The sequence below is a fragment of the Stenotrophomonas sp. 169 genome (genome assembly GCF_014621775.1).
Taxonomy (GTDB): domain Bacteria; phylum Pseudomonadota; class Gammaproteobacteria; order Xanthomonadales; family Xanthomonadaceae; genus Stenotrophomonas.
In genome coordinates, this window is the sequence record NZ_CP061204.1 from 1,536,146 (window position 1) to 1,560,521 (window position 24,376).

Below are 24,376 nucleotides of genomic sequence, written 5' to 3' on the forward strand. Positions count from 1 at the left end.
AGTACCGCCGCGGCCACGGCCTACAATGCGCCCAGCTACCGAGGCCAGAGCCCCGCAGGGGGCCGACCCCGGCTTCTTCTTCCCAGCCCAGAATCCAGTGAGCCAGGCCATCGACAACGAACAGCAGCAGGCGCAGCAGCACCAGCGCGAGACCGCGCAGCGCAAGGACCGCCAGCAGTGGCTGGAGGGGCTGGCAACGGCAGCGGCAGGCAAGCGGCGGCTGGCGGCGGCGTCGATCAGCCTGTCGGGCATCCTGCTGGTCGCGCAGGCCGCCGCCATCGCCTGGCTGGTCCAGCACGTGCTGTTCGAGCGGGCGCCCCTGGCGGACGGCATGGGGGTGCTGGCCGGCCTGGGCGGGGTACTGCTGCTGCGCACCCTGCTGGGCAGCATGACCCAGGCCGCTGCGGGGGATGTCGCCGATGCGGCACGCCTCGCGCTGCGCGAGCGCGCCTACGCCAGCCTGCTGGGCAAGGGGCCGCTGTGGCTGCGGCAGCAGCGCAGCGGCGAGCTGGGTGAGGTGATGCTGGCCCATGCCGATGCCATCGAGAACTACTTCAGCGGATTCCAGCCGGTGCGCATCGAAGTGGTCGTCGTGCCGCTGGTCATCGCGCTGGCCGTCGCCTGGGTGGACTGGGTGGTGGCGGTCATCTTCATCGCCACCGCGCCGCTGGTGCCGTTCTTCATGATGCTGGTGGGCTGGGGCGCGGAGGCGGCAGGGCGCGCGCAGCTGGGCGAGCTGGCGCGCATGAGCGGCCACTTCGCCGACCGCATCAAAGGCCTGGGCCTGCTGCGCCTGTACGGGCGTGGGCAAGCCGAGCTGGATGGCGTGGCGGCCGCTGCGGAGGGGGTGCGCGAGCGCACCATGAAGGTACTGCGCATCGCGTTCCTGTCGTCCACGGTGCTGGAGTTCTTTGCTTCGGTCAGCGTGGCCATGGTGGCGCTGTACCTGGGCCTCAGCTACCTGGGGATGATGTCGCTGCACGCGCAGGTCCCCACCTTGGGAGCGGGCCTGTTCTGCCTGCTGTTGGCGCCGGAGTTCTATGCGCCGCTGCGGCGGCTGGCAGCGCACTACCACGATCGGGCCAACGCGTTGGCCGCCGCCGCCGAGATCGAGCGTCTGCTCGGCGGATTGCCGGCAGCGGCCACCGCGCCCGCCGCACCGCGGGCCACGGTGGTGGCCACCGAGCCGCTGCAGTTGCACGCGCCGCCTCTGCGGGCCCGCGCGTTGGTGCTGCGGCCCTTGGGTGCCGCTCACGATGTTGTGCGCGACATCAGCTTCCAGCTGGAACAGAACCAGCGACTGGCCCTGGTCGGCCCCAGTGGCAGCGGCAAGAGCACCCTGCTGGAGGCACTGGCAGGCTGGCTGCCGCCACGCGGGGGCAGTGTCATCCTGCGCCCGGGTATCGAGGTCGGCTACGCCGGGCAACGGCCCTACCTGTTCCACGGCAGCATCGCCGACAACCTGCGCCTGGCCGATCCCACCGCCAGCATGGCGACGCTGCGCCAGGTGGCGGACGCGGCGCAGGTGCTGGCCTTCGCCGACCGCTTGCCGGCCGGTCTGGACACGGTGATCGGAGAGCGCGGATTCGGCTTGTCGGGGGGGGAAGCACGACGCATCGGCCTGGCCCGGTTGCTGCTGCGCAATCCCGGCATCCTGCTGCTGGACGAACCTACCGCGTTCCTGGATCCGCGCACCGAGGCCGCGCTGCTGCAGGCACTGGCGGTATTCGCCCGCGGCCGCAGCGTGATCGTCGCGACCCACAGTCCGGTCGTGATGGCATGGGCAGACAGCACGCTGGTCCTGCCGCAGGGACAGCTGCACGATGGCGCGCCCGAGGTGCCGGCATGAGCGCCGCGCAGCGCGACACGCTGCGGGCGGTGTTCCGCCGGCACACGCCGCGGCTGCTGCTGACGGTGCTGCTGTTGTGGACCACCATGCTGGCAGGCAGTGCCCTGCTGGGGCTGTCCGGCGGCTTCCTTACCGCGGCGGCGCTGGCCGGTGCCGCTGGACTGGGCAGTGGCTTCAATTTCTTTTCGCCCTCGGCCGGCATCCGCGGCCTGACCATGGCGCGCATCGCATCGCGTTACTTCGAAAAGCTTGTGGGACACGACGTCACCCTGCGCATCGCACGCGATGCGCGCGTGTGGTTTTTCCGCCGCGCACTGCCCTTGGCACCGGCGCGGCTGGGCACGACACGCACGGCTGAACTACTGGCGCGGCTGCTCGGCGACATCGCCGAGGTGGATGGCCTGTGGGTGCGCGCGCTTGGCCCGCTGCTGGCATTGGCGGCACTCAGCGGGGTGGCGATGGCATCGGCGTGGCTGATCCTGCCCAGCGCTGCTGCACTGCTGGCCGTGATGAGCGTGCTGGTTGGCCTGGGCGTGCCGTGGCTGGGCGTGCGTGGGCGCGATGAGGAAGAGCGTGATCGCGCCCAGCATCGGGCGCAGCTGCGCAATCTTTCGTTTGAAGGCATCGAGGGCGCTGCCGATCTGACCGCGCTGGGCGCGGTGGATCACTGGCAGGGCCGGGTGGAGGTCGCGGCGCGGCAACTGCGCGCGCGGGATCGGCGGCGACGCTGGCGGCTGCTGGGGGCGACCACCCTGCATGGCGTAGTGACCGGTGGTGGGTTGCTGGCCATGCTGGCGCTGGTGCTGTCGGCCCATGAGCACGGACGGTTGGATGCACCGCTGGCCGCCGGTCTGCTGTTCCTGACCGTGGCGATGATCGAGCTGTGGGCCGGCCTCGGCCTGGCCTGGCAGTCGCTGCAGTCAGGGCAGGTGGCCGTCGCGCGCCTGCAGTCCATCGTTGATCAGCCGCCGATGGTCGAGGAGCCTGCCGCGCCTGTTCCGATGCCCGACGTACCCGCCGTAGTGCAGTGGGAAGGCGTTTCGTTCGGCTGGGAGCACGGCAGTCGCACGCTGTTGGAAGGGATCGATCTGACCATGGAGCCTGGCCGTCGCATCGCCATCCGCGGCGACAGCGGGAGCGGCAAGACCACGCTGTCCAGCCTGCTGCTGCGTCTGTATGACCCGGGCGCGGGCCGCATCACCCATGGTGGCGTGGACCTGCGTGCGTATGCGCAGGAAGACTGGCACCGGCAACTGGCTTGGCTGCCCCAGCATGCCCCGGTGTTTGCCGGCAGCGTCGCCGACAACCTTCTGCTGGGCAATCCCCACGCCAGCGATGCGGTGCTGTGGGCGATGCTGGAGCGGGTCCGGCTGGGGGAGTGGGCGCGTGCCGTCGGCGGACTGGACGGCTGGGTCGGCGAAAACGGCGCCACGCTGTCGGCTGGGCAGGCGCGTCGGCTGGCGCTGGCGCGCGCGCTGCTGCGCGGGGCGCCGATCCTGGTGCTGGACGAGCCAACTGAAGGGCTGGACGTGGACACCGCCCACGCGCTGCTGCGTGATCTGCCGGCATTGCTGGAGGGGCGCAGCCTGCTGCTGATCACCCACGACGAGTTGCCCGATGGCGTGGTCGATGTTGTGTATCGCGTGCAGGGCGGTCGGATCGCGGAGGAGTCGTTACAAAGCGTGAGCAACACGGCCCCTTAGCCGGTATCCGCCGTTACGTTTTTGCTCCGCGCACTGCTTCAGGTGTATTGGCCAGCAGCGCGCAGCAGCACCGCGACCGAGGCCACGTTGGCCACCACGCACACCCAGAACACCTGCTGGAAACTGGCCTTGCGGCTCTTGTGGCGCAGCAGTGACTGCGCGAACAAGGCGCCGGGCCAGCCGCCGGCAAGCGCGAGCATCTGCAGGGTGCGCTCAGGCGTGCGTCGTTGCGTGGCGCACATGGCGGCACGTTTGTCACGCCAGTACAGACCGAATGTCCACAGGCTTGCGATGAGCAGCCACACCGCCAGCCATCCCGGCAGCCAGCCCACGACCGTGCAGGCCAGCAGTCCACCGGCCACGCACAGCGCCAGCGCGGTACGGGGCGACAGGCGCGGTTCGGGGCGCGGTGCGACAGGCCGACGGCGGGGCGCGGGACGGCGGCTCACAGTGCGTCGAGGAATTCGCGCACGGGGGGGGCAAAGCGCTCGAAATCGACGAGGAACGCGTCGTGGCCCTGCGGTGAATCCAGCCCGATGAAGCGTGCCCGGGCACCGCCTGCCCGCAGCCCGTCCGCGATCTGCTGCTGTTGCTGCACCGGGAACAGGATGTCCGTGTTCGCCCCGATGGCCAACGCCTGTTCCACCTTGATCGAAGACAGGCCGGCCAGCACGTCGCCGTCACCTTCATCGGCCAGATCGAACCAGTCCATGGACCTGCTGAGATACAGATAGCAGTTCGGATCGAAGAAGCGCACAAAGCGTCGCGCGTGGCCTTCGAGGTAACTCTCGACCTGGAACTCAAGGCCGAACGGGTCGTCGTCGGCCTGGTCGGAGTCCAATCGCACGCGACCGAAACGTCCGTCCCATTCCAGCGCCGAGCGATAGGTGATCACGCCCAGCTTGCGTGCCATGCGCATGCCCGATTCCGGGTAATGCGCGTCGTCGTAGTCTCCGTTGTTCCATTGCGGATCCAGCCGGATGGCTTCGCGCTGCAAGGATCGGATGGCGATGGAAAACGGCAATGCCTGTGCACTGCCCGAGATGTTGATGTGGCTGCGCGCAATGCCGGGCTGCACCATCATCAGTGCCAGCGCGGTCATGCCGCCCATCGAGTTGCCAACCACGCAGGCCAGTTGCTGCACACCCAGTGCGCGCACCACCTCCACCGACGCACGCGCTCCGTCTTCCACCGACAGTTCCGGGAACGTAAGACGGTAACGCTCACCGGTGTCGGGGTTGATGCTGGCAGGGCCGGTGGAGCCTTTGCAGCTGCCCAGCGAGTTCACGCAGATCACGAACCAGCGGTCGGTGTCGATCGCCTTGCCGGGACCTACCATGGCCTCCCACCAACCCGGGGCCGGATTGGCTGCGTTGGATGCGGCATGCGCGTCCGGCGACAGCCCAGTGACGATCAGGATCGCATTGCCGGCGTCGGCATCCAGCGTTCCCCACGTTTCGAACGCAACACGGGCGCCGTGCAGGGCGCCGCCTCGCTTGAACGCAAACGGGGAGGGAAGGGCGTGGAAGCGGGTGCCGGGCGGGATGAATTCAGTCATGGCGGCATTCTAGCCGCTGCGCTCGCCGAGCATGGCTCGGCGCTACCAGGTGCCAGGCGGGCGCAGCGGCACGCCGCTCGATCAGCGCAGCGTCGCCAGCGCTTGTCCCAGCTGCACGGCATGCTCGGCATCCAGGTGCGCGGCGAAGTCCGCCACGCCCGGGGGCAGCAGCACGATCACCGTAGAGCCGTAATTGAAGCGCGCCATTTCGGCGAAGCGGTCCAGCACGATGCCGCGGCCACGATAATCCTTGCGCGTGATGCGATCGCCGTAGTGGGGGATCTCCTCGCCACTCCAGACCGTCTCCACGCCGGACACCAGCAACGCGCCGACCATCACGCTGACCATCGGGCCGAATGACGTGTCGAAATGGCAGACCAGCCGCTCGTTGCGGGCGAACAGGCCGGGCACCTTGTTGACCGCAGCCGGGCCCACGCTGAACAAGCGGCCGGGCACATGCACGGTCTCACGCAGCGTGCCGGTCCACGGCATGTGCACCCGGTGGTAATCCTTGGGTGACAGGTACACCGTGGCAAACAGACCCTCGTTGAACGGCTTGGCATCCGCTTCGCTGCCCAGCAGTTCGGCGGCGGTGAATGACTGGCCTTTGGCCTGGAAAATCCGACCGGCGTCGATGCGGCCCAGCTGGCTGATGCGGCCATCGGCGGGCATCACCAGGCTGCGCGGATCAGCATCGGCCACGCGCGCGCCGGGCTTCAATGCACGGGTGAAGAACTGGTTGAAGGTGGGATAGCTGCGCGGGTCCGGGTTGGCCGCCTCGTCCAGGTTCACGCCGAACTTCGCCGTCACCGTGTCGATCAGCCACTGCGATACACGCGGATTGTCCGAGTACGCCAGCGAACGCGCCATCGAGGACAGCAGGCGGTGCGGCAGGGCGTAGCTCAGGGTGGTCATCAGGCTCATGGGGCGGATTTCTCGGTCAGCTTCTGCAGGTCGCGGGCCATGGCCGGCGCGTTGAACGGGGGGCGGATGATGCCGGCAAGGCGGCCTTCGGGATCCAGCACCGCCAGGGTGGCCGAATGCTCGACCGAGTAATCTTCCGGGTTCTCGTCGAAATGCGTCCCCGGCACCTTCTGGAACACGAAGCCCAGGGCGGTGGCGAACTTCTCCAGCGACGGCACGTCGCCGGTGGCGGCCAGGGTGTCCTTGTGGAAGGCATGGACGTACTCACCCAGACGGGTGGCGCTGTCGCGTTCCGGGTCGACTGACACGAACAACACGCGCGGGCGCAGACTCTCCGGCACGGTTTCCCACTGCTTCTGCGCCCCGGCCAGCTCGGCCAGCGTGGTCGGGCACACATCGGGGCAGAAAGTGAAGCCCAGGAACACCAGGGTCCAGTGACCTTTCAGCTCGCCGGGGATCAGGCGGGTGCCATCGGATTGGGCGAGGTTGAAGTCAGGCAGCGGGCGGGGTTGCGGGTAGAACGTGATCGATTCGGTGGCCGGCAGCCCGCTGGGGGCCTTCGGCGCGAAGACCTTCTGCGCCACGAGCAGGCCGAGACCGGCTGCCAGGGCGATCAGCAGGATGATGCCGACGTTGCGGTTGAACATGAGGGCCTGCGCTGCCGAGGGATCGGCCCCCATCATAACGGCTGTACGGTGGCGGTTTCCCCTGCAACGGATGCCGAGGCAGGCGCCAGCCCCTATAATCGGGGGCCAATTTCCCCGTCGTACCGCCATGACTGCCGAAACGGCCGCCGAACTCCACACGATCATCGACCTGATCCGCTACGGCACCAGCCGTTTCAATGCTGCTGGCCTGACCTTCGGGCACAGCTACGACAATGCCCTGGACGAGGCGACCCAGCTGGTGCTGCACAGCCTGCACCTGCCGCACGACCTCGGCCCGGCCTATGGCCAGGCCCGCCTGCTGCAGTCGGAGAAGCAGCAGGTGCTGGAACTGTTCCAGCGCCGCATCGATGAGCGCATTCCGGCCGCCTACCTGACCGGTGAGGCATGGTTTGCCGGGCTGAGCTTCAAGAGCGACGCCCGTGCCCTGGTGCCGCGTTCGCCGATCGCCGAGCTGATCGAAACCGGCTTCGAGCCTTGGCTGGCCGGCCGCCACGTGCAGCGCGCGCTGGATCTGTGCACCGGCTCGGGCTGCATCGCCATTGCCATGGGCCATTACTACCCGAATTGGGAAGTGGACGGCGTGGACCTGAGCGATGACGCGTTGAGTCTGGCGCATGAGAACAAGGACCGCCTGCAGGCGCACAACGTGACCCTGTTGAAGTCGGACCTGTTCAATGGCCTTGGCGGGCGCCACTACGACCTGATCGTGACCAATCCGCCGTATGTCACCAACGACGAGACCGATGCGCTGCCGCAGGAGTATTCGTACGAGCCGGACATGGGCCTGCGTGCCGGCGACGACGGCCTGGACCTGGTGCTGAAGATCCTGCGTGATGCGCCGCTGCACCTGAGCGAAGATGGCCTGCTGATCTGTGAAGTGGGCGAATCCGAACAGCACCTGATCAAGCTGCTGCCGGAAGTGGAATTCGCCTGGGTGGAGTTCAAGGTCGGCCAGATGGGCATCTTCGCGGTGGAATGCCGCGACCTGATCGCCCACAGCGCCCGCATCACCGAACTGGCGGCGCAGCGACCGTGAGCTCCAATTCGTTCGGCAAGCTGTTCACCGTCACCACCTTCGGCGAGTCGCACGGTCCGGCCATCGGCTGCGTGATCGATGGCTGTCCGCCGGGGCTGGCGCTGGATGCGGCCGAGTTCACGCATGACCTGCAGCGTCGGGCCACCGGCAAAAGCCGGCACACCTCGGCACGGCGCGAAGCTGACGAGGTGGAGATCCTCTCCGGGGTGTACGAGGGGCTGACCACCGGCACGCCGATCGCCCTGCTGATCCGCAACACCGACCAGCGCAGCAAGGATTACACCGCCATCGGCCAGCAGTTCCGTCCGGGGCACGCCGATTACAGTTATTGGCACAAATACGGGATCCGCGATCCCCGCGGTGGCGGACGCTCTTCGGCGCGCGAAACCACCATGCGCGTGGCCGCCGGCGTGGTCGCCAAGAAGTGGCTGGGCGAGCGCTTCGGCGTGACCGTGCGCGGCTACCTGTCGCAGCTGGGCAGCATCACCCCGCGTGGGTTCGACTGGTCGGCGGTGGAAGACAATCCGTTCTTCTGGCCCGATGCCGCCCAGGTGCCGGAACTGGAAAGCTACATGGATGCTCTGCGCAAATCCGGTGACTCGGTAGGTGCGCGGGTAGACGTGGTGGCCGACAACGTGCCGCCGGGTTGGGGCGAGCCGATCTACGGCAAGCTCGATGGCGAACTGGCCTCCGCGCTGATGAGCATCAACGCGGTGAAGGGCGTGGAGATCGGTGACGGCTTCGCCAGCGCCGCACAGAAGGGCACCGAGCACCGCGACCTGCTGACCCCGCAGGGCTTTGCCAGCAATCATGCCGGCGGGATCCTGGGTGGCATCTCCACCGGCCAGCCGGTAACAGCCTCGATCGTGCTCAAGCCGACCTCCAGCCTGCGCCTGCCGGGTGCGTCGCTGGACAGCGAAGGCAACATCATTGAAGTCGTCACCGTCGGTCGCCACGACCCGTGCGTCGGTATCCGTGCCGCACCGATCGCCGAGGCGATGATGGCCATGGTGCTGATGGACCAGGCCTTGCGTCACCGCGCGCAGTGTGGCGACGTCGGCAGCATCACCCCGCGCATTCCGGGCATGATCGATGGCTGAGCCGCGGCCGCGCGTCTGGGTCAGCCAACCGCTCATCGATGCGGTGATCGAGCCCCTGCGCGCGCAGGTCGAGCTGATCACCACCGATGAGGTCACTGCCTGGACGGCGGAACAGCTGGCTGCGCGCCTGGCCGACGTGGACGGTGCGATCATCACGCTCAACGAGCGGGTGGGGGCGGCGCAGGTCGCCGGTGCCGCGCGGTTGCAGGTGATCGCCAATGTCGGCGTGGGCTACAACAACCTGGATGTCGAGGCGCTGAGCGCTGCCGGTATCGTCGCCAGCAATACCCCGGACGTGCTGACCGAAACCACGGCGGACCTGGGTTTTGCGTTGCTGATGGCAGCGGCGCGCCGGATTACTGAATCCGAGCGCTGGCTGCGCGAGGGCCAGTGGGGCCAGTGGTCCTTCCAGACCATGCTCGGCGCCGATATCCATGGCAGCACGCTGGGCATCCTCGGCATGGGCCGCATCGGCCAAGGCATCGCGCGCCGCGGTGCACACGGCTTCGGCATGCGCGTGCTGTACCACAACCGATCGCGGTTGCCCGAAGCGGCCGAAGGCGAGGTGGGGGCGCAGTACGCCGACTTCGATACGCTGCTGGCGCAGAGCGATCATCTTGTTCTGGTACTTCCGTATACCGCTTCCTCGCACCACATCATCGATGCAGCGGCATTGGCGAAAATGAAACCGACCGCGACGCTGGTGAACATCGCCCGCGGTGGCATCGTCGACGAGCTGGCGCTCGCCGATGCGCTGGCCAATGGCCGCCTGGCCGCGGCCGGACTGGACGTATACGAAGGCGAGCCGGCCGTGCGCCCGGAGCTGCTGGCGCTGCACAACATCGTGCTGACGCCGCATATCGGCAGTGCCTCGCTGGCCACGCGCAAGGCGATGGTGCAGCTGGCGGCGGACAACCTGCTGGCCGCGCTCAATGTGGACGGCGCAGCGGCCCGCATGCCCAGCGCGATCAACGCAGAGGCCGCCTTCGCGGCGCGCACTGCCTCGGGCGACAAAAGCAAAAAACGATAGGGAGCCTCCGCGCCTGCACGAGGAGGTTCCCCGAACCCTGCCGCATTGCGTGAATCCCCCCTTTTTTGTCGAGAAACATCCCATGAGTACCGAACCACGTTCCTTCCATGTCGCCGTCGTGGGTGCCACCGGCGCCGTCGGTGAGGCGATGCTGTCCATCCTGGCCGAGCGCAATTTTCCGATCGCCAGCCTGAGCCTGGTCGCCTCGTCGCGCTCGGCGGGCGGCGAAGTGGAGTTCAACGGCCAGAAGCACACCATCAAGGACCTGGCCGACTTCGATCCGAGCGGCGTGGACATCGCGCTGTTCTCCGCAGGCGGCAGCGTGTCCAAGGAATACGGCCCGAAGTTCGCCGCCGCGGGTGCGGTGGTGATCGACAACTCATCGGCGTTCCGCTACGACGACGACGTGCCGCTGGTGGTGTCGGAGGTCAACCCGGAGCAGGTGGCCAACCGCCCGCGCGGGATCATCGCCAACCCGAACTGCTCGACCATGCAGATGCTGGTGGCACTGGCCCCGCTGCACCGCCGATACGGCATCGAGCGCATCAACGTGGCGACCTACCAGTCGGTGTCCGGCGGCGGTCGTTCTGCGCTGGAGGAGCTCGGCAAGCAGACCGGCCAGCTGCTGAGCTTCCAGGAAATCGACCCGCAGCGCTTCCCCGTGCAGATCGCCTTCAACCTGATCCCGCAGATCGACGATTTCCTTGAGAACGGCTTCACCAAGGAAGAAATGAAGCTGGTCTGGGAGACCCGCAAGATCCTCGGTGACGACAGCATCATGGTCAATCCGACCGCCGTTCGCGTGCCGGTGTTCTACGGCCACTCTGAAGCAGTGGCGATTGAAACACGCGACAAGGTCACTGCCGAGGCCGCACGCGAGCTGCTGTCGCAGTCGCCGGGCGTGGAAGTGGTGGACCGTCGCGAAGCCGGTGGCTATCCGACACCGGTGACCCATGCGTCGGGTACCGATGCGGTGTATGTCGGTCGCATCCGCGAAGACATCTCGCATCCGCGTGGCCTCAACCTGTGGATCGTGTCGGACAACATCCGCAAGGGCGCCGCGCTCAACGCCGTGCAGATCGCCGAGCTGGTTGCCGCCGAAGCGCGTTGATCCGCGCGCCGGGCGCCGGCTGCACAGGGCCCGGCCTGGCCGATGGGGAGCGCCGGACCCTGTGCTATCGGTAAGTGGCGGCCAACCGGTATATTGGCCGCCATGAACAAAGGGGCCCGCGGCGTTATGCGACCGCTCACGTATCTGACGACCCTGCTGCTGGCGCTTGCCAGCAGCTCGGCCATGGCCTTGGGGCTGGGTGACATCCGCGTGCTGTCCAAGCCAGGGCAGCCACTGCTGGCCGAGATCCCGGTGATTTCCGCCGATCCGTCCGAGCTGCAGAACCTGCGCGTAGGACTGGCCTCGCCGGTAACCTTTGAACGGGTGGGCCTGCAGCGTCCCTCCGGGCTGGTCAGCGAACTGCAGTTCGAACTCAGCCGCAATGCGCAGGGAAGGGCGGTGGTGCGTGTCACCTCGTCCTCTCCGGTGGAGACGCCGGCGCTGGCCTTTCTGATCGAGGCGGATTGGGGGCAGGGCAGGCTGGTGCGCGAGTACTCCGCCCTGATGGATGCCCCGACCAGTGCCATGGCCGTCAGCGAACCGGAGATCGTCGCGCCGGCCGGGGCGATGTCGAATGCCATCATCCGTGAAGCGCAGGCACCTTCCGTGGCTGCAGCCAGTGATCGTGCTCCGATGCCAGTCGCTCGGTCCGCGTCCACAGCCGCCGCGCCACGCGCAGAGAGCGCTGCCGCACCAGCGGAGGGCGCTGCAGTAAAGCGGGGCCAGACGTTGTCCGGGATCGCACAGGCCCTCGCCACCAGCCAGCAGATCAGTCGCGAACGGGCGATGATTGCCCTGCTGCGCGCCAATCCAGACGCGTTCATCCGCGGCAACATCAACCTGCTCAAGCAGGGGACGGTGCTGCGCATGCCCGATGCGGCAGCGCTTGCTGCCGTGGATGACAACGAAGCCGCTGCAATGGTGCGCGAGCATGCCGCGCAGTGGCGCCAGGCCCGTGCTGTTCCGCAGCCGGCTGCCGTTGTGGCCGCCGTGCAGGGGCCGGCGACCGCAACGCCCGCAGTGGCCGCGTCGGACAGCGGCGCCCGTCTTGAAATCGCTCCGGCGGTGGCGGCTGCGGCCGCCACGGCGGGCTCAACCACCGGCACCGGTGATGGCAACGAGGGTGACATGCTCGGCAACGAACAGCTGCGTCAGGCCAGGGAAGACGTCGCCACGCGCGATGCCGAAATCGATGAACTCAAGCAACGGGTCGCGGAGCTGGAGAAGCTGCGGACCGATCAACAGACGCTGGTGCAGATAAAGGACAGCCAGTTGGCCGCGGCCGAACAGCGCCTTGGCCAGGCGCCGCCGCCGGTGCAGGAAGCGGGCGGCCCGTGGTACTTGCTGGGTTTACCCCTTCTGCTGCTGGCCGGCGCAGCCTGGTGGCTTGCCCGGCGCCGCAAGCCGTCGCCGTTGCCGCCGTTGCGACGCGATGATCATGATGACAGTGCGCTGGCGACCAGCCTTCCCGCCGGTGCCGGACTGGACGTACTGGCCGAGCGTGAGGGCTGGAACGACGATGACCTGCACGCGGCGCCCGCGTCGGACGATGCGGGCCCGGTGGCAGTGGACGCTGCTGCGGCGCCGCCTGCCGTAGCGACGCTGGCCCCACTGGGGGATGACCCGGCCACGCCGGCCGATGCCGTGTCGCAGGGGGAAGATATCGGGTTGTCTGCGGTCGCGGTGGACAACGTCGTGGCCGATGCCGGCCCCGATCCGGTGCCCGCCTATGCCCGTCAGGCGGAGCAGCAGGACGACTTCCGCGGTGTGTTCGAGCTGCCGGCAGACGACGTGTACTCCGCGCCCGCATCTGTCGATGCACCCGTGGCACACGAGACTCCGGCATCGTCGACACCGCACGCCGCGGGCCATGACCGCCTTGAGCTGGCCATCGCCTATCTCGACCTGGGTGATGCGCAGACCGCGCGCGCGTTGCTGGAGGAGGTCGCCGCTGCAGACGATCCGCACCTCCGTGCGCAGGCACGTGAACTATTGGCCCGCCTGGGTTGATCCATCAGCAAGGACAAACGGAGTTCCCGACATGCACCACGACAATCGCATCGATTATGTCGAGTTCGCCTCGCACGATCCTGCTTCCAGCCGTCGTTTCTTCGAGACGGTATTCGGTTGGACGTTCCAGGACTATGGCCCTGATTACACCGCCTTCGACGACGGTCGGTTGCAGGGGGGATTCTTCAGCGGAGAGCCCGGCGGTTCATCGACCGGGGCGCCCCTGCTGGTGCTGTATGCCGAAGACCTGCAGCCAGTGATGGATGCCGTGGTGGCCGCTGGGGGGCACATCCTCAAGCCGGTTTTCTCATTCCCTGGCGGCAGCCGGTTCCAGTTCCGCGAGCCCGGTGGCAATGAACTTGCCGTGTGGTCCGAGCGCGACCCCGCCACGTAGGACGCGTCGGCCGCGTGCCTGCGCGCCCTTTTCAGATACAGAGGTAGCACCATGCGTTACGCGCTAGGCGTCGAATATGACGGCAGCGGATTCAACGGCTGGCAGACGCTGGGTGATGCCGGCCCAAGCGTGCAGGCCAGCCTGGAAAAGGCCCTTTCCTCTGTTGCCGATGCGCCCGTGCGGGTCACCTGTGCCGGTCGAACCGATACCGGCGTGCACGGTCAATGCCAGGTGGTCCATTTCGATACCGAGGCCCAGCGGGACCCGCGCGGCTGGGTGCTTGGCACCACCGCCCGCCTGCCGCATGCGATCGCAGTGCGCTGGTGTGTGCCGGTGGCGGACGATTTTCATGCCCGCTTCTCGGCGCGCGCGCGTCGTTACCGCTATCGCCTGCTGACCCGGCCGGTCCGTCCCGCGCTGCAACGGCAGACACTCAGCTGGGATCGACGTGTGATGGATGCGGCGTTGATGCACGAAGCCGGACAGGCGTTGCTGGGCGAGAACGACTTCAGCGCCTTCCGCAGCACCCAGTGCGAGGCGCGGCATGCGCGTCGGTCCCTGCACGCGTTGGCGGTGACCCGGCATGAGGACATCATCGAAGTGTCGGTGCAGGCCAATGCATTCCTTCATCACATGGTCCGCAATATCGTGGGCTCGCTGATGCTGGTCGGCACCGGGGATCGGCCAGTGGAATGGATCGGCGAACTGCTGGCCGGCCGCAATCGTTCCGTGGCAGGACCGACGGCCCCTCCGCAGGGTCTGGTGTTCCTGGGTCCGCTGTACCCCGATAACTGGCAACTGCCCGCCGAGGTCACTTTATGAGTCGTTCCTACTACCGCACCCGCATCAAGTTCTGTGGCATGACACGCGCCGGCGATGTGCGCCTGGCGGGCGAACTCGGCGTCGACGCGGTGGGTTTCATTTTCGCGCGCGAGAGCAAGCGCCGTGTCGCCCCGGCGGAGGCACGCGCGATGCGGCAGGCCATCGCGCCGATGGTGGACGTGGTGGCGCTGTTCCGTGACAACACCCGCGAGGAGGTGCGCGAAGTATTGCGCACGGTGCGTCCGACGCTGCTGCAGTTCCATGGCGACGAAGACGAGAGCTTCTGCCGCGGCTTCAACATGCCGTACCTGAAAGCCATCGCGATGGGCGGGCGGGAGGAAGTCAACGCGCGGACGCTGCAGCTGCGTTACCCCAGCGCGGCTGGCTTCCTGTTCGACAGCCACGCCCCCGGTGGTGGTGGTGGAACGGGCGTGGCGTTTGACTGGACGCGCATTCCCAGCGGCCTGCATCGCCCCTTCCTGCTGGCCGGTGGGCTTACCCCGGACAACGTCTACGAAGCGACGGTGGCGACCCTGCCGTGGGGCGTGGACGTGTCAAGCGGGATCGAATCCGAGCCGGGCATCAAGGACGGATACTCGATGCGCAAGTTCGTCGAAGAAGTCCGCCGCGCCGACTGCGCCAGCCTGGACTGAGTTTCCCGCGATACGCCCAGCGGCCGCATCGCGTCATCCCGCCCCGGTAGCGCCGAGCCACGCTCGGCGAGCGCAGCGGCCGCTTCTGACGGCCAGCGGCCGTCACTACCGTTATCTGACGGCCTACCGGGGGTAGCGCCGAGCCACGCTCGGCGAGCGCAGCGGCCCGGCTTTCACGGCGTCCCTGCCAGTTGCCCCTTCAGCCACACCGCCAGCGCATCGACGCGCGCGTCCTCACGTCCCGTCGGGCGGGCCAGCACCCACATGCCGCCCGTGCCGGCGAATCCCCACGGGGCCAGCAAGCGTGAACTCGCCACGTCTTCGGCGACCAGCGGTTCCGGCGCAATCGCAACGCCCAAGCCTGCGACCGCAGCTTCCAGCAGGTAGTACAGATGCTCGAAGCCCTGGCCAAGCTGGATGGCACGCGGATCAAGCCCCTGCGCCTCGGCCCATGCGGGCCACGCCTGCGGCCGTGACATCGTGTGCAGCACTGCTTCTGGCAGCAAGGCCGCAGGAGGCTGTCCCTGCAGCCGCTGTGCTGCCGGGTGGCCCGGGGATATCACCGCGCCCACGCGCTCCGCTGCGAGTTCGATGACCTGCCAGCCACTCGGCCACGGTGGCTCGGCCAGCAGCAAGACCGCATCCAGTTGCGCCTGTTCCTCGCTGAAGCTGCCATCCAGGGCCGACCAGTGCACGTGCACTGTCGGCAGCGCGGCCTGCAGGCGTGGCAGCCGTGGAATCATCCAGCGCGCCAGCACACTGCTGCTGCAGCCGAGCACCAGCGCGGCCGCCCGGACGGGGCGGCGCACGGCGTCGACCGCCTCGTGCAGCCGGCCAAATGCCTCGCGGCAGGCAGCGTGCAGCACGTGTCCGGCATCGGTCAGCCGCAATCCGCGGCCCTCACGCTGGAACAGCACCGTCGCCACGTCCGCTTCCAGCAGCTTGATCTGGCGACTGACCGCGCCATGGGTGACGTGGAGCTCGTGGGCTGCGCGCCCGACGCCGCCGAGCCGCGCCGTGGCCTCGAAGGCGCGGAGGGCGTTGAGAGGAGGTAGCGGTCTGCTGGTCATGTGAGAAATACTGACATGTCACGCCGGAAATATCGATATTCGCCCGCTGGAGCGTGCGCTAGAGTATCCATCCACCTGCACCACCGGTTGCCGACATGTCGCTCCCCCCGATCACTGATTTCCACGCCTATCCCGATGCTCGCGGTCATTTCGGCCGTTACGGCGGCAGCTTCGTCGCTGAAACCCTGGTTGGCCCGCTGCAGGAGCTCGCGGCAGCCTACGATCTGGCACGCAAGGACCCGGCATTCATCGCCGAATACGACCATGACCTGGCGCACTACGTGGGGCGACCCAGCCCGATCTATCACGCACGCCGTCTCAGCGACCACGTTGGCGGTGCGCAGATCCTGCTCAAGCGCGAAGACCTGAACCATACCGGCGCGCACAAGATCAACAATACGGTCGGCCAGGCGCTGCTCGCCTCGCGCATGGGCAAGAAGCGGATCATCGCCGAGACCGGTGCCGGCCAGCACGGTGTCGCCAGTGCGACGGTAGCCGCGCGGCTCGGACTGGAATGCGTGGTGTACATGGGCGCCACCGATATCGAGCGGCAGAAGATCAACGTCTATCGGATGAAGCTGCTCGGCGCGACGGTGATTCCGGTGACTTCCGGATCGGCGACGCTGAAGGACGCGCTCAACGAAGCGATGCGCGACTGGGTGACCAACGTGCAGGACACGTTCTACATCATCGGCACGGTGGCTGGCCCGGACCCGTACCCGCGCATGGTGCGCGATTTCAACGCCATCGTCGGCCGCGAAGCGCGTGAGCAGATGCTGCTGGAGTACGGCCGGCTGCCCGATGCGATCACCGCCTGCGTCGGCGGTGGCAGCAACGCCATCGGCCTGTTCCACGCCTTCCTCAACGATCCGCAGGTGCAGATCTTCGGCGCCGAAGCGGCCGGTGACGGCATTGAAAGCGGTCGCCATGCGGCCTCGATCGCCGCCGGTCGCCCGGGCGTTCTGCACGGCAACCGCACCTATGTGCTGTGCGACGACGATGGCCAGATCATCGAAACCCACTCGGTATCGGCAGGCCTGGATTACCCCGGGGTCGGGCCGGAGCACGCGTTCCTTGCAGACAGTGGCCGTGCCACCTACCTGGGCATCACCGATGACGAGGCGCTGGAGGCGTTCCATCTGCTGGCGCGTACCGAAGGCATCCTGGCCGCGCTGGAGTCCAGCCATGCGCTTGCGCAGGCGATGAAACTGGCCCGTGAGCGCCCGCGTGACCAGTTGGTGCTGTGCAACCTGTCCGGTCGCGGCGACAAGGACGTACACACCATCGCGGCACGTGACGGCCTGATCCTGTGAATCCCACGGTGTACCAAGGCCGTGCGGAGCTGCGGGGACCGGGCGCCATCCCACCGCGAACGACGAGAAGCTCACCCTGCGCCATCCGGGCTTGGACCTGATGCTGAGGTGGGAGTTGCACCGTGGAAACGTGGAAACGTGACCCGCATGTACTGGGGAACCAGTGACGCTGTTGAACTGATTGAAGGATGTGCCTGATATGCCTGTTTCTCGACTTGACGCCTGTTTCGAGTCCCTGCGCGCGCAGCAGCGCAAGGCGCTGATCCCGTTCATCACTGCCGGCGATCCGTCGCTGGAAGCGACCGTGCCGGTGATGCACGCGCTGGTGGCAGCGGGGGCCGACGTGATCGAGCTCGGCGTGCCGTTCTCCGATCCGATGGCGGACGGTCCCACCATCCAGCGCAGCTCGGAGCGGGCCCTGGCGCGTGGCGCCGGCCTGCGTTACGTGCTGCAGACGGTGGCGGCATTCCGTGAGCAGGATGCACGCACGCCGGTGGTACTGATGGGGTACCTCAATCCGGTGGAGATCCATGGTTACGCGCGATTCGCCACCGAAGCGGTCGCGGCGGGCGTGGATGGCGTCCTGCTGGTCGATCTGCCGCCGGAAGAGGCCGAAGAGGCGAACGTGGCATTTGATGCGGCGGGCCTGGCCCTGGTGCTGCTGGCGTCGCCGACCACCAGCACGGCCCGCGCCGAGACCCTGCTGGGCCTGGCACGTGGCTATCTGTACTACGTCAGCTTCGCCGGGGTGACCGGTGCCTCCGAGCGGCTTGACCACGATGCGGCTGGCACCCGTCTGGCGGCCCTGCGTGCGCGTGCAAGCGTGCCGGTGGTGGCCGGGTTCGGCATCAAAGACGCGGCCAGCGCAGCGGCAATGGCGCGACAGGCCGACGGCGTGGTCGTAGGCAGTGCCCTCGTGGCCGTACTCGCCGAAGCCGATTCGATCGACGCCGCAGTGCAGGCCGCGACCCGGTTCCTGGCCCCGCTGCGCCAGGCCCTCGACGGCTGACCGTCCCGCACGCAGGTAGCGCCGAGCCACGCTCGGCGAGCGCAGCAGCCGGCCCGCACCCAGGTAGCGCCGAGCCACGCTCGGCGAGCGCAGCGGCCGGCTCCGCCCAGGTAGCGCCGAGCCATGCTCGGTGAGCGCAGCAGCCGGCCCGCACCCAGGTAGCGCCGAGCCACGCTCGGCGAGCGCAGCGGCCGGCCAGCGTACGCAGCAGTAGGGTTTTCACCCGCCCCATACGCCGTCGCAGGGGTGCACGGGCGGGGAAGGCCTGAGCTAGACTGTCGGCCTTTGCGGCCTTCGGGCCGCCCTGAACGGAAGTAGCATCCCGCATGAGTTGGCTCAGCAAGTTGATGCCGTCGGGCATCCGCACCGACAACGTCCCCAGCAAGAAGCGCAGCGTCCCCGAGGGCCTGTGGGAAAAGTGCAGCAGCTGCGGCAGCGCGCTGTATGGTCCCGAGCTGGAAGAGAACCTGGAAGTCTGCCCCAAGTGCGGCCATCACATGGCGATCCGCGCGCGCGCGCGCCTGGCGGCACTGTTCGATGCGGACAGCACCACCGAAATCGCCGCACGCCTTGGGCCGACCGATCTGCTGAAGTTCAAGGACCAGAAAAAGTACGCCGAGCGCATCAAGGTCGCGCAGAAGAACACCGGCGAGTACGACGCCCTGATCGCCATGCGCGGTCTGCTGAAGGGACGCCCGTTGGTCGCGTCCTCGTTCGATTTCGCCTTCATGGGCGGCTCGATGGGCTCGGTGGTCGGTGAGCGCTTCGCGCTTGCCGCCGAAACCGCGCTGGAGATCGGCGCACCGTATGTCAGCTTCTCCGCCAGCGGCGGCGCACGCATGCAGGAAGGCCTGTTCTCGCTGATGCAGATGGCGAAGACATCGGCCGCGCTGGGCAAGTTGCGCGAAGCCGGGCTTCCCTACATTTCAGTGCTCACCCATCCCACCACCGGTGGTGTCTCGGCATCGTTCGCGATGCTGGGTGACATCAACATCGCCGAGCCGCACGCACTGATCGGCTTTGCCGGTCCACGCGTGATCGAGCAGACCGTGCGCGAGAAACTGCCGGAAGGCTTCCAGCGCTCGGAGTTCCTGCTGGAGCATGGCGCCATCGACCAGATCTGCGATCGCCGCGAACTGCGCGACCGGCTGTCCGACCTGCTGGCGATGCTGCGCAGTGAGCCGGCACCCGCAGTCGCCGAATCCTGATGGGCGCGCGCAAGTATTTCGGTACCGACGGCATCCGCGGTCGTGTCGGCCAAGGGGTGATTTCGGCGGATTTCGTGCTGCGGCTCGGCAACGCCTTCGGGCGCGTGCTGGTGGCCCAGCAGCGCAACGAGGGCCGCCGCCCGATCGTCGTGATCGGCAAAGACACCCGTATCTCCGGCTATATGTTTGAAGCGGCGCTGGAAGCTGGATTGGTTGCCGCCGGCGTGGACGTGCAGTTGCTGGGGCCGATGCCGACTCCGGCGGTGGCCTTCCTGACCCTGACGCTCGGTGCCGACGCCGGCATCGTCATCAGTGCTTCGCACAACCCGCACTATGACAACGGCATCAAGTTCTTCTCCGCGCAGGGCGAGAAACTCGACGACGCCACCGAGCTGGCGCTCGAGGCTGGCATCGACGAGCCGTTCAGCACGGCGGAGTCCGAAAAGCTTGGCAAGGCGATGCGCGCGCGCGAAGCGATCGGCCGCTACATCGAGTTCTGCAAGTCCAGCGTTCCGCGCAGTTTCGACCTGCGTGGCATGCGCCTGGTGCTGGACTGTGCGCATGGCGCCACGTACCACATCGCACCGCTGCTGTTCCGCGAGCTGGGTGCGGAGGTGATCGCCATCGGCGCTGCGCCGGACGGGCTGAACATCAATGCCGGGGTGGGCTCTACGCACATCGACAGTCTGGCGGCCAAGGTCAGCGAGATGCGCGCGGATCTGGGCATCGCCTTTGATGGCGATGGCGACCGTGTGCTGATGGCCGACGACCAGGGCAACCCGGTTGATGGGGATGACCTGCTCTACATCCTGGCGCGCTCGTGGCAGGCCGAAGGTCGTCTTCGTGGCCCCGTGGTCGGCACGCTGATGACCAACTTCGGTCTTGAGCAGGCGCTGGAAAAACTGGCGATTCCGTTCATCCGCAGCAATGTGGGCGACCGCTACGTACACCAGGCGCTGACCGAACGTGGCGGTGTTCTGGGGGGCGAGGCGTCCGGCCACTTGCTGTGCCTGGACCGGGCGACCACCGGTGATGCGATCGTCAGTGCGCTGCAGGTCCTGGTAGCGCTGCGCCAAAGCGGGCAGACCCTGCGTGAGTCGCTGCAGCCGCTGGTCAAGGTGCCGCAGAAGACCGTCAACGTGCGCTTGGGCAATGTGTCCGCCAAGGCCACGGTGCAGGCGGCGAGCGTGCAGGATGCGCTCGCGCGGGCACAAGAGGCAGTCGCTGGCCGCGGCCGTGCCTTCCTGCGGCCCTCGGGCACCGAGCCGGTCGTCCGGGTAACGGTGGAAGCGGACGAAGCGGGGCTGATGCAGGACACGCTGGACCAGCTGTCCGCCGCGGTGCAGGCGGCCGCCGCCGCCGCCTGACACAGGGCGGCGTCCGCGCCCGAGCTTTCCCCGCATCGATAGAGCCGACTTCAGTCGGCTGGCCTTTGGCATTTCGGTAGAGCCGACTTCAGTCGGCTGGCCTTTTGCGTTTCGGTAGAGCCGACTTCAGTCGGCTGGCCTTTTGCGTTTCGGTAGAGCCGACTTCAGTCGGCTGGCCTTTGGCGCGGTGCCGGCTGAAGCCGGCACTACCAGGGCGTGGTTCGCGCGGTGCCGGCTGAAGCCGGCACTACCAGGCGATGCGGGCCCCGGCGTGAATGCATTGGCTGCCTTAGTGACGGCGGAAACGCGTCAGCGCATCCCATGCGTCGCGCACGCTGGCCGTGTCGGGTTGCTGCACGGGTAGCGGCAGATAGTTCGCTCCCAGCGCGGTGGCATTCCCGAACTTGTCGAATACATAGGTATCGTGGCCATGCCGGATGCCGCGCTGTGACCAGCTTTCCACCAGCAGCGAGCGCGTTCCCGGCGGTGCGGGGGCCAGCAGGTCCTGCCCCGTGCTGAAATCCTCCAGCGGATTCTCACACCCCAGTGCATGGCGCAGCACCGTAGGCACCCAGTCTTCATGCGAGCTCATGCGTGCGTCATGCGCTGCATCGCGCCCCGGCCAATGCAGCACGAACGGCACCTGCAGCTGGTAGTCGGAGAAGTTGCCGTTGTGGCCCCAGTAGTTCAGGCCGAGATCATTGAACTCTTCGGCATGATCGCCGGTGACCAGCACGATCGTGTTCTCGTCCATGCCCGCATCGCGCAGGCCCTGCAGCAGTTCACCCAGCAGGCTGTCTGCGTAGTGCACTGCCGTGCGGTACCGATTGCGTTCGGGCGTGGCGTCGTGGTCGTTGTCCAAGGCAAGGAAATCAATGTCCGGCGCCATCGGGCTGACCAGCGGCGGATAGTCTTTCGGCATGTGATAGGGTGCGTGGGTGGCGTCCAGGAAGGCAAAGCCGAACCACGGCGTGCCGGGCGGGCTTGCCTTGATCTCCGCTTGCAACGTCTGCACCACATGGCGGTCCCGCTCGGCGACGGACAGTGCCGACGGCGCGGTCTGCAGCAGGTCTCGCACATCGGCAAAGGCGGTACGGTCGAACTCCGGGCTGTACAACGGTGCACTGCCATGGATGTGCAGCGCATACCCCTGTTGTTTCATCACCTGCAGCAGCAGCGAGCCACGCTGCTCGGCCAGCATCGGCTGCCAGTAGCCGCCGGGCAGGCCATAGAGCAGGCCGAACAGGCCAAAGCGCGTGGCGTTGCCCGTGCTGTAGTGGTGGTCGAACACCTGCGAACGCGCAGCCAGTGCCCAGGTGTTGGGCATCGTCTGCGGATCAAGCGCGTCGGCGCGCAGCGATTCCATCACGACCATCAAGATGTTCCGGCGTTGGTGGCTCTGGCAGCGCAGTGGCGCCAGCGGCCAGTCCAGCTCGCTGAATCGTGGGTCGGGCAGGGCACTGGCGGGCTGGAGCACGGGGACACCGAGTGCGCGCATCTGGCGCTTGGCCGTGATCGGCTGCGCCCACGGAATGTACGCCCACTGGCTGACCACCGCGCGTTCGCCCCGTGCATCGTAGTAGGCCGTTGCCAGCTGGCCGACGCCCATCACCAGCGCTGCCACCAGCAACGTGGCGGTCAGCACGCGCTGCGGCAGGCGGGCCGGCAGCAACCGCCAGCAGCTCCACGCAAGCAGGCCTTGTGCGATGAAGACCGCCACGAGCACGCCGGCCACCTGCAGCCAGTTCGTCCAGGACAGGCTGACCTGATCGTGCAGGGCGCCGCCGAAGACCATGTTGAGCACCAGGGCATTGATGTGGAACCGGTAGAGCGCGAACACCTTCGCATCGACCAGCAGCAGGCACAGCCACAGGCCTTGGCAGACAACGGCAGCCACCGTCAGTGCGCGCGTGCGGCGCGGCCACAGTCCGATCAACAGGGCCGGCAGCATCGTCAGCGCGCCGAATGCGAGGAAATGGCCGGGCAGGGCGATAGCCAGGTAGGCCTTGCCGAGGGTTCCGCCCGGATTGGCGGACCACGGCGCGTAGGACGCCACGATGGCGATGGCGATCAGCGCGTTGAGGAGGGTGAACAGCGATGCCCATGTCACTCGGGCGCGGCGTGTCAAAGGGCGTGCGGAGGCGTCCATGTCGGTCGGGGGTATCGTGCGGAATCAGAGGGGGAGTCGACAGGCAGCGCATGCCGGGCGCGCGCATTGTATCGATTTGTATCCTCTGGTTGGCTGGCGGCAGGGGGCCGATCTGTCACAATGGCCATCCGCGCCAGCGTCTCTGCGCGGACCGTTCAATTGCCAGCCAGGACATGTTCGTGAGCCAGATCCCCACCCTCGACATCACCCGTTTTGACAGCGACCGCGACGCCTTCGTGGCCGAGCTGGGCGCCGCGTACCGCCAGTGGGGCTTCGCCGGCATCCGCAATCACGGCATTCCGCAGGCCGAGATCGATGCGGCCTACGAGGTTTTCAAAGCTTTCTTTGCCCTGCCCGACGAAACCAAGCGCCAGTACCACGTGGCCGGTGGCGGTGGTGCGCGGGGCTATACCCAGTTCGGCGTCGAGACGGCGAAGGGTTCGCAGCATTTCGATCTGAAGGAGTTCTGGCATATCGGCCGGGAGATTCCGGATGATTCACCGTACCGTGAGGTGATGCCGCCGAATCTGTGGCCGAGTGAAGTGCCGGGCTTCCGTGAGGCGGGCTATGGCCTGTACCAGGCGCTGGACCACCTCGGTTCGCGCGTGCTGTCCGCGCTCGCGCTGCACATTGGTCTGGCGGAGGACTTCTTTGCCGACAAGACCAACCAGGGCAACTCGATCCTGCGCCCGATCCATTACCCGCCGATCACCACCGACGACGTGCCGAACGTGCGCGCCGGCGCGCATGGTGACATCAATTTCATCACCCTGCTGGTGGGTGCCAGTGCCGCCGGCCTGGAAGTGCAGTCGCACGATGGCAAGTGGGTGCCGTTTACGTCGGACGCGGACACCATCGTGGTCAACATCGGCGACATGCTGCAGCGGCTGACCAACCACGTGTATCCGTCGACTATCCACCGGGTGGTGAATCCGCCGGGTGATCTTGCGCGCCAGCCGCGTTACTCGGTGCCGTTCTTCCTGCACCCGAACCCGGATTATCTGATCGACGTGCTGCCCTCGTGCATCACCCCGGAGAATCCGAGCCGGTACCCGGAACCGATCACCGCCCACGGTTTCCTCGAAGAGCGCCTGCGCGAGATCAAGCTGAAGTAGTAGGGTGCCCGGCCTGCGGCCGGACCGCTTCAGGGCAACAGCAACGGCGACAGCGACAGCGACAGCAACAGCAACGGCAACCTCAAGAGCTGCAGGGCTGCTTGTTGGCGGGGCGGGGTGGGTTGGCGGGGGACGGCAAGGGCCGCATCCATGCGGGCCTCGTTTCGCGCCATCCATGGCGCTCAGCGCCCCCGCCAACCCACCCCGCCCCACCTTCGACAGGTCCACGGTGGCCTTGGTAGCGCCGACCCATGGTCGGCGAGCGCAGCGGGCCGTTGGCGGGAACA

At 67.4% G+C, this 24,376-nt stretch carries 22 protein-coding genes; 15 read left to right on the forward strand and 7 right to left on the reverse strand.

Translation table 11 applies throughout. The features are described from left to right. Positions 1 to 97: 97 nt before the first annotated feature. Together cydD and cydC are read left to right on the forward strand one after the other, a co-directional pair. On the forward strand, positions 98 to 1,849 hold the full coding sequence (cydD, locus tag ICJ04_RS06590) for a thiol reductant ABC exporter subunit CydD (RefSeq protein WP_223203001.1): 1,752 nt from the start codon (positions 98 to 100) through the stop codon (positions 1,847 to 1,849). Continuing rightward, positions 1,846 to 3,552 (forward strand): thiol reductant ABC exporter subunit CydC, encoded by a 1,707-nt coding sequence (gene cydC, locus ICJ04_RS06595; RefSeq protein ID WP_188326732.1) that lies wholly within the window; start codon positions 1,846 to 1,848, stop codon positions 3,550 to 3,552. Before cydD ends, cydC begins: the two co-directional genes overlap by 4 nt. A gap of 38 nt (positions 3,553 to 3,590) precedes the next feature. Here the strand turns inward: cydC and ICJ04_RS06600 are convergent, their stop codons facing one another. The 4 genes from ICJ04_RS06600 to ICJ04_RS06615 form a co-directional block, all read right to left on the reverse strand. After that, positions 3,591 to 4,001 carry a DUF1294 domain-containing protein gene (locus tag ICJ04_RS06600; RefSeq protein WP_342589186.1) on the reverse strand — a complete coding sequence of 137 codons (411 nt, stop codon included), beginning with the start codon at positions 3,999 to 4,001 and terminating at the stop codon, positions 3,591 to 3,593. Continuing rightward, on the reverse strand, positions 3,998 to 5,110 hold the full coding sequence (locus ICJ04_RS06605) for a homoserine O-acetyltransferase (RefSeq protein ID WP_188326733.1): 1,113 nt from the start codon (positions 5,108 to 5,110) through the stop codon (positions 3,998 to 4,000). The genes ICJ04_RS06600 and ICJ04_RS06605 overlap by 4 nt, the downstream gene beginning before the upstream one ends. Positions 5,111 to 5,191: 81 nt before the next feature. Further along, positions 5,192 to 6,034, reverse strand: coding sequence for an archaetidylserine decarboxylase (gene asd, locus ICJ04_RS06610; protein ID WP_188326734.1), 843 nt, complete (start codon positions 6,032 to 6,034; stop codon positions 5,192 to 5,194). Further along, positions 6,031 to 6,681 (reverse strand): SCO family protein, encoded by a 651-nt coding sequence (locus ICJ04_RS06615; protein ID WP_188326735.1) that lies wholly within the window; start codon positions 6,679 to 6,681, stop codon positions 6,031 to 6,033. Before ICJ04_RS06615 ends, asd begins: the two co-directional genes overlap by 4 nt. A 127-nt stretch (positions 6,682 to 6,808) precedes the next feature. Here ICJ04_RS06615 and prmB point away from each other — a divergent pair, with 127 nt between their 5' ends. The 8 genes from prmB to ICJ04_RS06655 all read left to right on the forward strand — a co-directional run bounded on the left by prmB (position 6,809) and on the right by ICJ04_RS06655 (position 14,858). Then, positions 6,809 to 7,738: a 50S ribosomal protein L3 N(5)-glutamine methyltransferase gene (gene prmB / locus ICJ04_RS06620; RefSeq protein ID WP_188326736.1), complete on the forward strand. Its 930-nt coding sequence runs from the start codon at positions 6,809 to 6,811 to the stop codon at positions 7,736 to 7,738. After that, entirely contained in the window at positions 7,735 to 8,838 is a 1,104-nt protein-coding gene (aroC, locus tag ICJ04_RS06625; protein ID WP_188326737.1) for a chorismate synthase, read from the forward strand. Before prmB ends, aroC begins: the two co-directional genes overlap by 4 nt. After that, positions 8,831 to 9,868 carry a D-glycerate dehydrogenase gene (locus ICJ04_RS06630; protein WP_188326738.1) on the forward strand — a complete coding sequence of 346 codons (1,038 nt, stop codon included), beginning with the start codon at positions 8,831 to 8,833 and terminating at the stop codon, positions 9,866 to 9,868. The genes aroC and ICJ04_RS06630 overlap by 8 nt, the downstream gene beginning before the upstream one ends. 82 nt (positions 9,869 to 9,950) lie before the next feature. Continuing rightward, the gene (locus tag ICJ04_RS06635) at positions 9,951 to 10,979 is read left to right on the forward strand and encodes an aspartate-semialdehyde dehydrogenase (RefSeq protein WP_188326739.1); all 1,029 of its coding nucleotides are present in this window, start codon (positions 9,951 to 9,953) and stop codon (positions 10,977 to 10,979) included. A gap of 102 nt (positions 10,980 to 11,081) precedes the next feature. Beyond that, the gene (locus ICJ04_RS06640) at positions 11,082 to 12,989 is read left to right on the forward strand and encodes a FimV/HubP family polar landmark protein (RefSeq protein ID WP_188326740.1); all 1,908 of its coding nucleotides are present in this window, start codon (positions 11,082 to 11,084) and stop codon (positions 12,987 to 12,989) included. Between the two features lie 31 nt (positions 12,990 to 13,020). After that, entirely contained in the window at positions 13,021 to 13,383 is a 363-nt protein-coding gene (locus ICJ04_RS06645) for a VOC family protein (protein ID WP_188326741.1), read from the forward strand. 51 nt (positions 13,384 to 13,434) lie between these two features. Beyond that, a complete protein-coding gene (truA, locus tag ICJ04_RS06650; protein ID WP_188326742.1) occupies positions 13,435 to 14,205 on the forward strand; it encodes a tRNA pseudouridine(38-40) synthase TruA in 771 nt (256 codons plus the stop codon). Further along, on the forward strand, positions 14,202 to 14,858 hold the full coding sequence (locus ICJ04_RS06655; RefSeq protein ID WP_188326743.1) for a phosphoribosylanthranilate isomerase: 657 nt from the start codon (positions 14,202 to 14,204) through the stop codon (positions 14,856 to 14,858). Before truA ends, ICJ04_RS06655 begins: the two co-directional genes overlap by 4 nt. Before the next feature lie 173 nt (positions 14,859 to 15,031). On the opposite strand, the gene ICJ04_RS06660 is transcribed toward ICJ04_RS06655, so the two are convergent. Then, positions 15,032 to 15,928, reverse strand: a complete 897-nt coding sequence (locus ICJ04_RS06660; protein ID WP_188326744.1) for a LysR family transcriptional regulator — start codon at positions 15,926 to 15,928, stop codon at positions 15,032 to 15,034. 95 nt (positions 15,929 to 16,023) lie between these two features. Between ICJ04_RS06660 and trpB the strand changes: the two genes are divergently transcribed. From trpB to glmM, 4 genes are all read left to right on the forward strand, one after another. Further along, on the forward strand, positions 16,024 to 17,241 hold the full coding sequence (trpB, locus tag ICJ04_RS06665) for a tryptophan synthase subunit beta (RefSeq protein ID WP_188326745.1): 1,218 nt from the start codon (positions 16,024 to 16,026) through the stop codon (positions 17,239 to 17,241). A gap of 199 nt (positions 17,242 to 17,440) precedes the next feature. Beyond that, positions 17,441 to 18,250, forward strand: a complete 810-nt coding sequence (trpA, locus tag ICJ04_RS06670; protein WP_188326746.1) for a tryptophan synthase subunit alpha — start codon at positions 17,441 to 17,443, stop codon at positions 18,248 to 18,250. A 326-nt stretch (positions 18,251 to 18,576) separates the two neighbouring features. Then, a complete protein-coding gene (gene accD / locus ICJ04_RS06675; RefSeq protein WP_188326747.1) occupies positions 18,577 to 19,458 on the forward strand; it encodes an acetyl-CoA carboxylase, carboxyltransferase subunit beta in 882 nt (293 codons plus the stop codon). Next, positions 19,458 to 20,825 carry a phosphoglucosamine mutase gene (gene glmM / locus ICJ04_RS06680; RefSeq protein ID WP_188326748.1) on the forward strand — a complete coding sequence of 456 codons (1,368 nt, stop codon included), beginning with the start codon at positions 19,458 to 19,460 and terminating at the stop codon, positions 20,823 to 20,825. The genes accD and glmM overlap by 1 nt, the downstream gene beginning before the upstream one ends. A gap of 289 nt (positions 20,826 to 21,114) precedes the next feature. Here the strand turns inward: glmM and ICJ04_RS06685 are convergent, their stop codons facing one another. Beyond that, on the reverse strand, positions 21,115 to 22,974 hold the full coding sequence (locus tag ICJ04_RS06685) for a sulfatase-like hydrolase/transferase (RefSeq protein ID WP_188326749.1): 1,860 nt from the start codon (positions 22,972 to 22,974) through the stop codon (positions 21,115 to 21,117). Between the two features lie 173 nt (positions 22,975 to 23,147). Between ICJ04_RS06685 and ICJ04_RS06690 the strand changes: the two genes are divergently transcribed. Continuing rightward, the gene (locus ICJ04_RS06690) at positions 23,148 to 24,089 is read left to right on the forward strand and encodes an isopenicillin N synthase family oxygenase (RefSeq protein ID WP_188326750.1); all 942 of its coding nucleotides are present in this window, start codon (positions 23,148 to 23,150) and stop codon (positions 24,087 to 24,089) included. A 29-nt stretch (positions 24,090 to 24,118) separates the two neighbouring features. Here the strand turns inward: ICJ04_RS06690 and ICJ04_RS18480 are convergent, their stop codons facing one another. Next, a complete protein-coding gene (locus tag ICJ04_RS18480; protein ID WP_275138271.1) occupies positions 24,119 to 24,241 on the reverse strand; it encodes a hypothetical protein in 123 nt (40 codons plus the stop codon). Positions 24,242 to 24,376 lie beyond the last annotated feature (135 nt).